General features: G+C 68.5%; 14 protein-coding genes and 1 pseudogene. 6 read left to right on the top strand and 9 right to left on the bottom strand.

Going from position 1 to position 12873, the window contains the following annotated elements; genetic code table 11:
* Positions 1-180 precede the first annotated feature (180 nt).
* Positions 181-765, bottom strand: a complete 585-nt coding sequence (locus ACTFAP_RS28750; protein WP_500467845.1) for a TetR/AcrR family transcriptional regulator — start codon at positions 763-765, stop codon at positions 181-183.
* Positions 766-843: 78 nt separating this feature from the next.
* Here ACTFAP_RS28750 and ACTFAP_RS28755 point away from each other — a divergent pair, with 78 nt between their 5' ends.
* From ACTFAP_RS28755 to ACTFAP_RS28765, 3 genes are all read left to right on the top strand, one after another.
* Positions 844-2046, top strand: a complete 1203-nt coding sequence (locus ACTFAP_RS28755; protein ID WP_390124580.1) for an MFS transporter — start codon at positions 844-846, stop codon at positions 2044-2046.
* Between the two features lie 78 nt (positions 2047-2124).
* On the top strand, positions 2125-2538 hold the full coding sequence (locus ACTFAP_RS28760) for a PPOX class F420-dependent oxidoreductase (protein WP_390124582.1): 414 nt from the start codon (positions 2125-2127) through the stop codon (positions 2536-2538).
* Positions 2539-2874: 336 nt separating this feature from the next.
* Positions 2875-3159 (top strand): hypothetical protein, encoded by a 285-nt coding sequence (locus tag ACTFAP_RS28765; protein WP_500467846.1) that lies wholly within the window; start codon positions 2875-2877, stop codon positions 3157-3159.
* 311 nt (positions 3160-3470) lie between these two features.
* On the opposite strand, the gene ACTFAP_RS28770 is transcribed toward ACTFAP_RS28765, so the two are convergent.
* The gene (locus ACTFAP_RS28770; protein WP_500467847.1) at positions 3471-3839 is read right to left on the bottom strand and encodes a hypothetical protein; all 369 of its coding nucleotides are present in this window, start codon (positions 3837-3839) and stop codon (positions 3471-3473) included.
* Between the two features lie 643 nt (positions 3840-4482).
* Between ACTFAP_RS28770 and ACTFAP_RS28775 the strand changes: the two genes are divergently transcribed.
* Positions 4483-4923, top strand: a complete 441-nt coding sequence (locus ACTFAP_RS28775; RefSeq protein WP_500469590.1) for a DUF4241 domain-containing protein — start codon at positions 4483-4485, stop codon at positions 4921-4923.
* Positions 4924-5562: 639 nt separating this feature from the next.
* Here ACTFAP_RS28775 and ACTFAP_RS28780 read toward each other — a convergent pair.
* Positions 5563-6015 (bottom strand): PH domain-containing protein, encoded by a 453-nt coding sequence (locus ACTFAP_RS28780; RefSeq protein WP_495683012.1) that lies wholly within the window; start codon positions 6013-6015, stop codon positions 5563-5565.
* 530 nt (positions 6016-6545) lie between these two features.
* On the opposite strand from ACTFAP_RS28780, the gene ACTFAP_RS28785 reads away from it, so the two are divergent.
* Positions 6546-6959, top strand: coding sequence for a YunG family protein (locus tag ACTFAP_RS28785; protein ID WP_500467848.1), 414 nt, complete (start codon positions 6546-6548; stop codon positions 6957-6959).
* Here the strand turns inward: ACTFAP_RS28785 and ACTFAP_RS28790 are convergent.
* A pseudogene (locus tag ACTFAP_RS28790) lies at positions 6956-7051 on the bottom strand (IS21-like element helper ATPase IstB); the annotation flags it as partial. The gene ACTFAP_RS28785 and the pseudogene ACTFAP_RS28790 overlap by 4 nt on opposite strands.
* Positions 7052-7618: 567 nt before the next feature.
* Positions 7619-9712: a helicase associated domain-containing protein gene (locus ACTFAP_RS28795; RefSeq protein ID WP_500467849.1), complete on the bottom strand. Its 2094-nt coding sequence runs from the start codon at positions 9710-9712 to the stop codon at positions 7619-7621.
* A gap of 1149 nt (positions 9713-10861) precedes the next feature.
* Between ACTFAP_RS28795 and ACTFAP_RS28800 the strand changes: the two genes are divergently transcribed.
* Positions 10862-11131, top strand: coding sequence for a hypothetical protein (locus ACTFAP_RS28800; RefSeq protein ID WP_500467850.1), 270 nt, complete (start codon positions 10862-10864; stop codon positions 11129-11131).
* A gap of 74 nt (positions 11132-11205) precedes the next feature.
* Here ACTFAP_RS28800 and ACTFAP_RS28805 read toward each other — a convergent pair whose 3' ends face one another.
* The 4 genes from ACTFAP_RS28805 to ACTFAP_RS28820 form a co-directional block, all read right to left on the bottom strand.
* The gene (locus ACTFAP_RS28805) at positions 11206-11700 is read right to left on the bottom strand and encodes a hypothetical protein (RefSeq protein WP_500467851.1); all 495 of its coding nucleotides are present in this window, start codon (positions 11698-11700) and stop codon (positions 11206-11208) included.
* Positions 11701-11868: 168 nt separating this feature from the next.
* Complete coding sequence (locus ACTFAP_RS28810; RefSeq protein ID WP_500467852.1) at positions 11869-12162, bottom strand: GNAT family N-acetyltransferase; 294 nt, start codon at positions 12160-12162, stop codon at positions 11869-11871.
* 315 nt (positions 12163-12477) lie between these two features.
* Complete coding sequence (locus tag ACTFAP_RS28815; RefSeq protein WP_500467853.1) at positions 12478-12684, bottom strand: hypothetical protein; 207 nt, start codon at positions 12682-12684, stop codon at positions 12478-12480.
* Positions 12681-12827, bottom strand: coding sequence for a hypothetical protein (locus ACTFAP_RS28820; protein ID WP_500467854.1), 147 nt, complete (start codon positions 12825-12827; stop codon positions 12681-12683). The genes ACTFAP_RS28815 and ACTFAP_RS28820 overlap by 4 nt, the downstream gene beginning before the upstream one ends.
* Between the last annotated feature and the right edge of the window lie 46 nt (positions 12828-12873).

A 12873-nucleotide genomic window follows, 5' to 3' on the forward strand; every position in this document is an offset into this window, starting at 1 on the left:
GCTGAGGCCGCCCAGGTCGGCATCGGACTCACGCCAGCACGGCTGTCCGACGAGCCGTCCTCCGGTACGCGGCCCCGCACGACGCACGGACACCCAGACGCGGCTGGAGCACGAACTGCCGCACCGCGGGCGGCTGCGCGGCACTGCTCGATGTGCGGCCCCGCGCCGGACGATCCCGGCTCAGGAGCGCGGCTCCCCGGGCGCGTCCTGAGCAGCGGCGACGATCGCGTGCACGGTGGCGGCGACGAGTTCCCGGTCGAGCGGGGCGTCGTCGAAGGCACGGTGCATGGGCCAGCCCTCGATCAGCGCGTCGAGCGCGCGTGACGCCCCGGGCGTGAAGTGCAGGGCCAGGCTCTCCCGGCTGCGGTTGACCCAGGCACGGGTGGTGGCGGCCACCGCGGCGTTGTGGTTCGCGTAGGCGTACATCTCGAAGATGAGGGTCATGTCGCGTTTCGTGGCATAACCGGGGCCGCAGATGAGCTCGACGACGGCGGCCTCGGCCTCGGCGAGTGTCCGGGCGCCCTGCACGGTCCGCCAGTAGAACCGGGACATGGTGTCGGAGAGCCGGGCGAACGCCTGGGCGAGCAGGTCGTCGATGCCGTCGAAGTAGTACGTCAGTGAGCCGAGCGGGACGGCGGCCCGCGTCGCGATCCTGCGGTGCGTCGTCCGGTGCACCCCGCTCTCGGCGATCACATCGAGGGCGGCGTCCAGGATGCGTTCCCTGCGCCCGGGATCGTTCGGAACCTCGCGTCGTGTGCCGCTCACGCCCCCAATGTGCCATGCGGCCACATCCCAAAAGTGTGTACGCTTGTACAGACTTATGCTCGAGCATCTTCTGGAGCCATGACCGTGACCGTCGACCTCGCGGTGCGCCGCACCGCTGTCTTCGCCCTCTTCTTCCTACCCGGCCTGACCATCGCCTCCTGGGTGACGCGCACCCCCGACGTACGCGACCTGGTCGGCGCCTCGACCGCGCAGATGGGCCTGATCCTCTTCGGGCTCTCGGTCGGCTCCATGGTCGGCATTCTGTGCTCGGGGCCGCTCGTGGCCCGCTGGGGCGCCCGCCCCGTGATCGTGGTCGGCACCGTCGCGGTGGCGGCCGGCGCGGCCGTCATAGGCATCGGGGCAGCGACCGGCGCCGGCCCCGTCGTGGCCCTCGGCCTCGCCCTCTTCGGCTTCGGCATGGGCGGCGGCGAGGTCGCCCTGAACGTCGAGGGCGCCGAGGTCGAACGCCTCCTGGGGCGTTCCACCATGCCGGCCATGCACGGGTTCTTCAGCCTCGGCACCGTCGTCGGGGCCCTGGCGGGCATGCTCCTCACCGCCGTGTCCTTCCCCGTCCTCGCGCACCTCGCGATCGTCGCCGTCGTGGTCGTTGCCGTGCTCGCCCTCGTGATCCGCAACGTCCCCTCGGACGTGGGGCGCCGGGCCGACGCCGGCAGCACGACCGCGCTCACACAACGCCCCCAGGTGTGGAAGGACACGAGGCTGCTGCTCATCGGCTGCGTCATCCTCGCGCTCGCCATGGCCGAGGGGACGGCGAACGACTGGCTGCCGCTGGTCATGGTCGACGGCCACGGCCTCGACGCCGCCCTCGGATCCGCCGTCTACGCCGCGTTCGCGGCGGCGATGACCGCCGGACGCTTCATCGGCGGCCGGTTCGTGGACCGCTATGGACGGGCGGCCGTGCTCTGCGCGAGCGCCCTGGTGGGGGCGCTCGGCCTGGCGCTGGTGATCTTCGTGGATCACCAGGCGGTCGCCGCGTCCGCCGCCATCCTGTGGGGGCTCGGCGCATCGCTCGGCTTCCCCGTCGCGCTCTCCGCAGCGGGCGACTCCGGCGAGGACTCCGCCGCCCGCGTCTCCCTCGCCGCCACCGTCGGCTACGTCGCGTTCCTGGTGGGACCGCCCTCGCTCGGCTTCCTCGGCGAGCACTACGGACTGCGCAACGCCCTGGTCCTGGTGCTCGTCCTGGTCGTGGCCGCCGCCTTCGCCACACCCGCCGCCCGCTCCGAGAGAGAACCGCGTCTCAAGGAGCCGACGGCCGTGTGAACGACCCCACCGGGGGCGGGGCGCCGGCGTCCGGTGGTGCTCGGGGAGAATCGGTGTACGGCTCAACGAAGGAACACCATGACGACCGAGGTACCTGCGCACAGCGCACAAGAAGACGACTTCTGGCAGGAACGACGAGTCTGCTTCCTGGTGACCCACCGCCCGGACGGCAGCCCGCACCTGGTCCCCGTCGGCGTCACCTTCGATCCCGAGGCGGGCATCGCACGCATCATCAGCAGCGCGAGCAGCACGAAGGTACGCAACGTCCGCGCAGCCGCCCCCGATGCGCGGGTCGCCGTCAGCCAGGTCGACGGACGCCGCTGGTGCACCCTCGAAGGCATCGCGCTCGTCAAGGACGACAAGGACTCCGTCGCCGAGGCCGAACGACGCTACGCACAGCGTTACCGGCCGCCCCGGCCCAACCCGGAGCGCGTGGTCATCGAGATCACCGTGTCCCGGGTGATGGGCACGGAGCGACCGCCGGGCTGGTGACCAGCTAACCGAGCCGGACCGTGCGTCCCAGCCGGCGCTTCAAGGCTTGGGCCGGCATCTTGGGGGCCCGGCATGTGGGTGGGGGAGCTGACCGCCGACCTTCAGCCACGTCATGCCCGCCCCGGGGCTCACCCTGGGAGCCGTTGCCGGACATACCAGCCGTTCTGCGCGGCTCCACGACCGAGCCGGGCCTTGTGGCATGCACCTGGGTACTACAGTGAACGGCTCGTCCCGGACGGGCACGTGCCGCCCGGGTCCGGTGCGTCTTCTGGGGGTCTCGTGCGGTACCGAGCGGTGCTCTTGGCGTTCTTCCTGCTACCTGCACTGTGGGGAGCGGTGCAACTCGCGGGAGCACTGACCGCGTCGGGCGAAGTCGTGTGCCCGGGGGAGAACATACGCGAGGGGGAGGAACACCCCGGCCCGATGCGCCCCGGCGACAGCGAATGTTCCGTCCTGCGCGGTTCGACGGCGGTGGGGACGCGCACCTACGAGCAACAGAAGCGGTCGCAGTCGCTGGAACGCCGGCGCGACGCGGTCAACTCCGCCCTCTTCCTGGCCTACGGCGCCACCGGTTCACTCGTCACCTGGCTCGCCACCCGGACACGGCCCACCCAGACCTGACCCCTGACCGCGCGTCACCAGTTGAGTCCGCACAGCACCGTGCAGCGCTCATCAAGCCGCTGCGTTGTGCGAGCCAGAGCCGCGCCGTCCTGCGCGTCGCCGGGGAGTTGGGGCGGCCGGTATAGCCGGTGTACATCGCATTTGGCGCGGACGGCTTTGATGGGGGCGCCGGTGCGGATGCGGTGGACGAGGTCGGCCGAGCGCGATGAGGTCGGCTCCGCTGGCCACAAGGTATTCGGCGACTTCGCGGCGGCCCCGTCGGCGGCGATCTGGCGGCGGGTAGGACCGGATTAGCGATGAGAGTTTGCCGCTCAGAGCTCGCGCAGCTGGGCGAACAGCGGTCGGCGAAGACGATGTGCAGGTAGCCCAGGTTCTTGTCCGCGTTGGCCTTGATGGGGACCGGGCAGAGGTCGTCGGTGTCGGTGATGCCGTTGGCGGTGTTGCCGGGGGAGATGCGCAGCCCGGTGTGTTCGGCGCCGATGGCGTCGATGATTTCGGTGGTGAAGTGGTTGCTGCTGCCGTAGGCATCGGTGCGGTGGTTGGGTGCCTGTGGCGAGGAACTGGTGGAGGAGGTAACAGTTGGCGCTATGGACCTCGATTCCGGCGAAGCCCCGCGTCGACGGCGCGGCGGTCGGTGGCGGCGAAGTTGCTGATATCTGCCGGATGTCGTCGGCCGTCATCTCACGCGGAGTGACCGCTTCCTGCAAGCCGGTGGGGGAGCAGATCGGCTCGAGCAGCGGGGCCAGAGAGAGGGAGCGATGGGGGCGAGGCCGCTGTTGTCGGACTGACCGACCCGGCCGCCGTGCTGGATCTGCAGGAACACGGGACCGCCGTCGGTGGCCTGGACGGCTTTGGTGACCTGGCGTCAGCCAGCCGTGTGGGCGTTGGTGTGCGGGGCGGTGATGCTCGGTAGGTCTGGCCGACTGGGTTCGGGTTGCGTGACTACGACGGCAGGATCCCGTTGGTGTTCACCACGATCGATGTGCTGCGCGAGCACGGCTCCACCGCGCCGGTCTTCCACCGCTCCGGCCGCGACAAGCCGCAGACCCTCATCGATGCGGTCCGCGACGTCATCCTCGCCCGGGACCGCGCACACCACGCAGAGCAGATGCGCAAGCGGGCCCTCGAGGAGGCGGCGGCCCGGGAGGCCCGCCGGCCTGTCTGCCCCGGCTGCGGGGTCAAGTTCAGCGACGAACGCTGGACGTATACCGACACCGGCCACGGACGCTGGGATCCCCACCGTGACCGGTGTGAGGCCTGCGCGGACGCCGATTCGGCCCGGACATCGACTACGGCGACGGGCCGCGCATCACGGTCCCCGTCCTGCCTGGGGAGTACGTACTCGACGAGGCGCGGGTCCGCTTCAGCTACCACTGTGAGTGGCGGGACGCCGAGGTCACGACCACGGAAGCCACGGCCGTCCGCGTGCTCGTCAGCGAGACCCCCGCAGCGACCTGGGAGATGGCCCTCGGTCCGGACGACGATCCCCGGCTGTTCATCGAGCAGCAGATAGCCGGCTTCGACACCGACGGCGCCACCGGCTGCTTCGCCGACGCCGGGGCCTGGGAACCGCTCATCGCGCTGTTCGAGCGGGGGCTGATCCGGGGGGAGGCGGACCTGGAGGGGCACGAGAACATCGACGACGGTTCCATGTTCATGCAGCGCACCTGGGACGAGGTTTCCGGCGGCGAACTCATGTCCTCGCGACGACCGGGGACTGTACCTACCCGGTGTGGCTCGGCCGTTCCGGGGCCGGTGAGGTAGTCGGCGTCGTGGTGCTGGTGGAGGGGATGCCCGAGCTGCTCCCGGAGCGGGAGGGAACCCTCACCGACGCGGCTGTGTAGGGTCCTGCCTGCGGCCTGGGTGGCAGGGTCTGGGTTTGAGGCTGTACGGCTGCCAGCGGGCGGGCCCCGTGCTGTGAGCGGGCGTCCATCCCCGGCTGGGCTGCGCCCCCGTCCCACCGGGCCGCCGCTGCCTCCCTCTCCCGGCTGGGGTCGATACCGCTGGCGCAACTGCCTGATACTTCCCCGCCCCGGCCCCGCCCCCGCGGCGTGCTGCGTCCGGCGGCGCCACCGCCCCATACGGCGGCGATCGCCTGGCTCCCGCCCGTACGCGCCAGGGCGAGCGATCCGTGGCAGCCGGCCGACCGCACACCCCTCGCACGCTCCCCAGCTGCGACGTCGTACTCCGGCTGTGGCCCCGGGCACATCGTCCCCGAGGGGCCATCGACGACCGCCACCCACCGCCTCATCCGTCACCATGAAACGGCAGCGGCCGGAGGCGCAGCCGCTTCAACGCCGCAGCGAGTCGCTGCCACCCCGTACGGTTTCCGCCCGCTGCTCCGCGGCCTGCTGGTCTTCCCGGCATCGGCCGATCGGCCTCCGGGGATGAGGGCGCCGCTGGTCACCCGCGGGTATGGGTGGCGGCCCGTCGGCGGCGGCGCATCTCGCTGACGCTGTGCCGGAACTGCGGGTCCATGCTTGCTCCCGATGCCAGTGGTGCCGGCAGGCGGAGCAGCGAGTTGTCGGTCAGCTCGAGCTGGACCTCGTAGTGCTCGGTTCCCACGACGGTGATGGCCACGATGTCTGTCCAGGGGTGGAATCGCTGCCGCAGAGGCCGCTGGATCCGCAGGCCGCCGGCTTCGAGCACGGTCCGGGTCAACGCCAGGTCGAAAGAGATGAGCGCCGGGTAGATGGTGCAGGCCGCGAAGAGCACCGAGAGGATGACCGCCCGCAAGGGCGGCCAGTCGGGGTGGCCCCAGGCCGCCAGCTGCCCCAGCACCGTGAAGAGGGAGCAGAACGCGCCCGTGGCCAGCCACAGCCAACGGTCCGGCCGACGGTACTCGATGTCCTTCACGGAAACGGAGTGTACGCAGGCCGCCTCGCACCACGACGTGCCGAGGGACCTGCCCGACCGATGGCCGTGAGGGCGGCACCGAGCACGCCCCGGTCGTGGGCACTATGCGGGCGGGGACTACGGCCACTTCCTTGACATGATCAGCTCAGCTGTCGAGCGGGCTCTCCACGAGCACGGCGGTGACACCGACGCCGCGATCACAGACCTGGAGAAGAAGGAAATTCCCAACGGAATGGCACTGTTCGAAGCAACCCGGGTCGGCGGGAATTACGAGCACACTGCCTACCCGGAACGCCTCGAACTCCTTAGTAAAAATCCCGGGATGGGGCGGATGACATCAGGGAAGCCCGCCACAAGCGGGAGAACGGTCCACTCATGGACCAGCTCAAGGCCAGCACCGGCGACCACGTCGCATCGACGTCCTGGACACCAACACCGCTTTCTACAACGCCCTGAAGACCTGGCTTCCCATCGGGCCCCGCAGCACCAGCCCGTCGTCGGTGTCAGTGGCCGCTGCGAGGATGGCGGACATGACACCGCTGCTCTTGATTGATATCGAACGTGCTGTCCGCAGTAGTTGGGGTGCCGATACCTGTCCGCCGGAGACTCGCGCTCAGTGGAGCCCGGAGAACCCGGCCCGATGGCAGTGCCTTGTCACCACTCTGGTGCTCAATGACCTGCTGGGAGGCGAACTGATCCGTGGCGAGGTGCGGGTGAACGGCGAGCGCACCGATTATCACTGGTGGAACGGCCTGGGCATGGGGGTCGACATCGATCTCACCCGAGAGCAGTTCGGGGCGGAGGTAATCGTCACCGAGGGGCTGATCATTCCCCGGCCGCCGACATTCGTCCGGCCGCGAGAGGAGTATGAGCTGCTCCGCGACCGGGTGGCGGAGAAGCTCGGCAGGCAGCCCGTGGTGGATGCTGCGCACGTTCCTCGTTAGCCGGCTGCTTGCTGTTCGGCGCGGGCTCTGGCGCCGGTGAGACGGTAGGAGTCGGTGCCGGTTTCGATGATGGTGCCATTGAAGATGAGGCGACGGCGATCGCCCGTCGTTCCTTGTGTCTGGAGGAGGGCGAGGACCTTCAGCCGGGTGTTGACGCCTGCGGCCTGGTACTGCGTCACCCGGTGGACCGGGTCACGGCTCAGCGCCGGGTCCGGTCCGGTGGTGTGGTTGCTGCTGTTCATCGCTGTTCCTCTCGCATCCCGGGCGGCGGGAGTGCCTGGTGTGTTCACCGGTCATCGGGTGCGGATCGGCCGGCCCTCGTTGTTGTGGCCTTGGTGGGGTTCCTCGATGGAGGTCTCATACCCTGCGTGCAGGAGGTCCGCCCCTCAGCGGCCGTGTTTGCCGGGGACGGATCCCGGTGAGCGTGGCCGCGTCGCGCTCGCGCAGTGCCTGCTCGTGGCGGTCCTGGAGCGGCTGGGACGGGCGCTCAACTCGAGGCCGAGCTTCGGTTTCTGCCGTCTCGGTCCGGACCCTCGCCTGCTGGGCCTGCGGATCGGACAGTACGGCCGAGATGGCCTTCTCCGTCTTTGCGGAGGCGGTGCTGCGCTCGTGCCGCTGTACGGCTTCCCGTACCCGCTGATCCTCCCCGTGCCTGGCCATCAGGCCGTGCTTTCCTGCGCTGCCCATTTGAGTCCGAGGTTGGCGAGTGCTTGGAGTTTGTTGGTGGTGAGTTTCGTGCGGCGGGTTTTCTGGTTCATGACCCACACTCCGAGCTTTACCTCTGACCCGTCCGGCAACGCCTCTACGTGGCTTCTTGGGACGGTCAGGGTGCCTTCTCGTTCCTTGTATTGGGCGAGGGCCGCGACGCCGCGTTCGAAGGCGTTCATGGGCGTTGTGGGCGGCTCTGCGGGCCTGTTCGGCTCTGCCGGGGGCGCTTCCGGGGCTGCGGCTGGTGGGGTGATGCCGAGCTGCTCCAGGTGTTCGCGTTGCTCCTGGGTCAACGCCGCCCACACCTCAGGTTTGCGCTGTTTGGTGAGCCATTTGCCGATGTCCATGCCGTGGATGGTGACCCCTGGCGGGACCTCTACCGGCCCTTCCTTCTCGCCCACCAGTTCGCGTAGGGCGGCGAAATGCCGTTGCCATTGGGCTGGCCATGCCGGGTTCCAGTCCTTGTCGAGCGCGCGCAGCGCGGTTTCCCATTCCGGTTTGCCGGCGAGTGCTCCGGGACGCCGCAAGTTAGAGAGCCATTGTCCGATGGGTTTGTCGAGCGCGGTGGCGGTGCGGGGTGCACACAGGGTCCAGTGTTCGGCGTAGTAGACGCGGGCTGCGGCGAGGTTCTCCTGGAACCGCTCATCCGCCACGCTCCACACCATGCCGAGTTCTTCGAGGCGTGCTGCGCGGTTGCTGGTCATCTGTCCGGCCGCGAACGCCCGTCGCTGTTCGGCGATCCAGGTTCCGAGCGGGTGTGCGCCTTCCCGGTGTTCGTATGGCACCCGGGCGTGGCCCTCACGTTGTGTGAACTTTTTGAGTTTGGACCAGCCGTGTGCCCAGTCCTGGCGTTCGGTGTCGATGATGTTGAACCTGACCCAGTCGGCGACCATCACCGGGTCACGCGGAGTGGAGAAGCGGAGCAGGAGACGGGCTTCTTCCTCACCTTCCTCGGGTTCCGGGCCGATGGACTGGGAGGGCTGTACCACGTCTTTCTGTGGCTCCTGAGGAATAGCCAACAATTCGATTGCTTCTTCATCGTGGGCCCGTAGCCCTTCAAGGACTTTCACCAGGGGCTGGTAAGCGCCGGAGGTGAACATGTCCTCACGGTTGTCATCGGGCCCGAGGAAGACCGGGACGATCAGTGACGCGATTTTCCCCTCACCGGGCGTCTGTCGCAGGGCGCGTCCGATGGCTTGCACGATGTCGTGGGGGGCTGCTTTGGAGTCGATGAACGCGACGGAATCGACCGCTCTGATGTCGACGCCCTCGCCCAGGACGCGGCAGTTCGAGAGCACGGCCCGCCGGCCGGTGGTCCCGAACGAGCCCAGGACCTCCCGCCGGTGTGCGGGGACGTGCTCCCCGCACAGCCAGTCGGTCCACATCCGCCTCGGATAGATCTCCGGTTGGTCCGCGTGGAGCTTCGCCGCCACCCGCCCCAGACCTTCCGCGAACGCCTGGGCCTCTATGGTCCGGTGATGGAAGGTGATGCACGTCTGCAGGTCATGCTGGGCCATGGTGTGCAGGACGGCGGCCTGCAGGGCTCCCAGGCGCTGTCCGCGGACCTCCTCGCCGTTCCGGTGCTCGCCCATCAGCCGCTCGGGGGTGACTACCGGGTCCTGGAGCTCGAGCACGATGACCTGATACCGCGCCAGCAGACCCCGCGACACCGCAGAGGCGAGCGAGAGCTTGTACAGGACAGGGCCGAACACTTCTTCGTCGTCCATGGACACCGCCATCTCCCTGGGCAGCGGATCCCGAACCCCCTCCGCCGCCTCCCAGCGCTGCTCCCGTTCCTGCCAGATCCGCGGCGTCGCGGTCAGGTACAGCCGGCGCGCCGCCGGGATCTTCGCCTGCTCGTGGATGGCGGCCCATGCCTTCCCCATCGACCCGCTGGTGCGGTGCGCCTCGTCGACCACCACCAGGTCCATCGGAGCCAGCTGCTGGCCGTAGGCGCCCTCGAAAGCCTCCGTGAGCACGCCCAACGAGGCATAGGTGGCGTAGATGGTCACCGGCCCCTCGCCGTGCCACAGCGCCAGCTGCACCGGATTCGTTGTCGAGCGAACTCTCAAAGACCACAGATCCGGGTCGTCCTGGAGCGAGCTGCTCCGTCCCGGCTGTTTTGAAATATCTCGCTAATTGATCATGTGTTGGCCATTGGACTTGCAGAATCTGGGACTTTAGATCTTGGCTGGCTGGCCTGCGGTTTTGCTGCCGTGATTGCCTCTTCAAGGCCCGGGGCCTGTGGCTTTGCAGAATCTGGGACTGCTGTTCAGCCCAGTTGGGAAAACCAAGAGGCGGAAGAAGGGATCGCCTCGACGCTGTTGATCTTGATTCAGCAGGGAGATCACCTGGACCCCACTCATGTCGGCTGCTGTGCATGTCCTTGGGCTGCCGCCATCCTGGCCGTACTCGGGCCCGAACACTCGTGCCGCACCGTGGCCTTCACCCAACTCGGTCAAGAGAGGCCGCAGCCTTGACCAGGCGCCGGCTGACTGTCAGCTCGCCACCTCCTGCTGGCGTCTTGCCATGCTCGACCAGGACGTGGCCGGTGTCGCTCGCTATGAGCGTGAGCCCGCTAGGTGTGTTGTCCCGGGACGTTGGTGACACGCGTGTTGGGGTGCTTGTATGCCTCTCGGTCGAAGGCGGGCGGGCGGCCGCCCCGGGGGAGGAGGGGACGGGGCTACCCGAGCGCCCAGCCACACCAGCACGCACGGTAGGCGGTGTCGAAGGCGGTGGGCGGTGTTCTGTTCGGGGCGGTACAGGTCGTGGCGGTGGGGAGACAGGTCGAGAGACGATTCGACTCACACGGCTCGCGCGACCAACTGAGGGGACGGGAATGAGCGACAGATGGTGGCTCATGCAAGGCGACACCCAAATCGGAGAACTCCGACACTACGCAACCGATCAGCCAACGCTCCTGTGCCGCTTTATCCCCGGCCCCGGATGGGAGGCAGTCCGCACGCGGTTCGAACACTGGGCAGCCCTGCATGGCCCAGATGCCGACGGAAGCCGGACTGCGCAAGTCATTAAGCCCATCATGGACCTCAGACTGAAGTTGGTCCCGCAAGACGGCGGAGATCCCATGGCACTGTTCAAGGAGTGCATCGTCCGGATTGAAGGCGATACCGCTCGCGTGCGCTGCTGACCCCGACGAGGTCTCAGACCATAAAGAACAAGCTCAGGGTCGGCGTATGGACAGAGCAGCGGTAGAGGCCGCTCCGTGGCGTGCTCACGTGCGGGTGCCGGAGCCGGAGGTCACGGTGTATCCGCCGGGCCGCCAGCTGCTGCTGCGAGTGTCGTGGGAGGGCGCCCAGCCGCTGTGTCCGGTGATGGCCCGGCAGGACTGGGCTGATGGCCGGGTCGCGTATCAGGTCGTGGTGCCGACCTCGTTCGGGTGCGGAGCGATCCGGCTGCTGTGGTGGGATCCGCGCAGGATGCGCGCCATTCCTTCAACGGCGTGACGGTCACCGGGTGATGGATTCCGCGAGGACCACCGCGTCCGTTGTGTGGCATCAGGGCGTGTGGCGCCGGTGCTTCAGTTGACCGGCTTGTACCTCGGGCCGTGGAGTGTTTCCAGCTTCGCCCACCGGTTGCGGACAGTGCTGAAGCACACGTTCAGCGCCCCAGCGGCCTCCCGCAGTGACGCACCTCCGAAGAACAACACCGCAACCTTCTGCTGCTCGGACAAGGCGGCAAACCGCTGCGGAGTCAGCACCCACGAATCGGCGGGCGCCTCACCGCTCTCGGCTTCGTTCCGGGGGCCGGGCAGCTGATGGGGTTCGGGCGCGCACATCTCCGGCTCGTGCACGAACTCCGTGTTCAGCAGCCACCGGCGGAAGTCCGTACCGGCCAGCTGGCTCCGGGCCGTCGGCACCGGGATGATGCACGGGTGTGCGGTCATCAGCTCGGAAGCGTCGCGAAGGACGTCGGGCATCGCACAGCCGTCGTACATCAGGTGCGCCCGGACCGATGAACGCCCCAGGGTCGGATCGGATGCCGGCTCCTGCTCCATGACGGTGCTCTCGTTCACCACGTCTCCCAGATCCATCGAGTGCCGCAAACCGGGTTGAGGGCTTCCAGCACGGCCAACGAACTGTTCGCCGAGGTGTCACGGAAGCGCCGGCCACATCGCCTGCATGCAGCAGCCGAGGCGTACGTGAGCCGCGGCTCCGGGTACGTCCATCGGCATTGGGCTGGGTCAGTGGCGGGGACGCCAGCGGCTGAACACGCACTCGTCGGGGCCGGCGTGGACACCGAAAGGCACGCCGACGGGTTCGAGGGTGAAGCCTTCGCCAGCGGGTAGCACGGTGTAGCCGCACCGAGTGTAGAAGGCACCGAGATCCCGCTGGGGTTCGTACGAGCCGTCCAGCACGAAGTAGTTGAGCTGTTCGTACACCTGCCAGGCCCGCTTGAGTAGAGCGGCGGCGATTCCCTGGCCGCGGACCGTATCCGCGACGGCCAGGCCGTGGACCTTGGCCAATGCCAAGGCCACGCCCAGAGGGTGCCACCCGGTGCCAATGGGTGTTGGCACCGTTGGCACTCCCGGTTGCCACCCGGTGTCTGGTGTTGGCACCCAGTTGCCGGTAATGCCTGCTCCGCCTTGGACGAGCCGCGCGCACCCGGGCCCAGCGTGACGTGCCGCTTCTATTATTTCGGTGACACGCCCTGACCGTCGGCGGTGGTGCGATGCCGTACGGATCGAGCCCGGCAGCGCAGCCGCTGGACTCGTTTGCGTAGCAGTCGGCCGTCTGTCCCGCTGCCCCTGACCCCCACAGACAGGGGCAGCACCACAGTGATGGGAACTCCGCTACATCAGCAGGGGGATCATGAAGCCGAACACGGCAACGCCGATCGTCAGGGTGCTCGCGCAGACGAGCCCGCCGGCCCCTACGGCACCGTGGCGGGTGGCACCGACCGTTCTGGCAATGCCGAAGGCGATGATGCCGGACATGGCGGCGAGGAGCAGCAGAACCACCCCCGCCATCAGGATCAGGAGGAACTGGTTGAGGCTCACGCGGCACCATCCTGCGCCGCGATGGCCGTGATGCCGACCGTGTGCCGCTGGGCGGCGCGGACGAGGCCACTGATGAATCCGCTGGCCGCGGCACACACGAGGGGTATGTGCTCGCGGCGGGTGAGGCGGGGTACGGGGTTCATGGTCACTCCTCGGTCGATGGGCCTGATGGAGCCGGCCGGCTTGCAC

Source organism: Streptomyces sp. PH9007 (assembly GCF_059813725.1).

Coding starts and splice junctions, on each gene's coding strand:
- ACTFAP_RS28755 (WP_390124580.1), top strand. CDS start 844: ATGACCGTGACCGTCGACCTCGCGGTGCGCCGCACCGCTGTCTTCGCC.
- ACTFAP_RS28800 (WP_500467850.1), top strand. CDS start 10,862: ATGGACAGAGCAGCGGTAGAGGCCGCTCCGTGGCGTGCTCACGTGCGG.
- ACTFAP_RS28770 (WP_500467847.1), bottom strand. CDS start 3,839: ATGACGGCCGACGACATCCGGCAGATATCAGCAACTTCGCCGCCACCG.
- ACTFAP_RS28785 (WP_500467848.1), top strand. CDS start 6,546: ATGACACCGCTGCTCTTGATTGATATCGAACGTGCTGTCCGCAGTAGT.
- ACTFAP_RS28820 (WP_500467854.1), bottom strand. CDS start 12,827: ATGAACCCCGTACCCCGCCTCACCCGCCGCGAGCACATACCCCTCGTG.
- ACTFAP_RS28760 (WP_390124582.1), top strand. CDS start 2,125: ATGACGACCGAGGTACCTGCGCACAGCGCACAAGAAGACGACTTCTGG.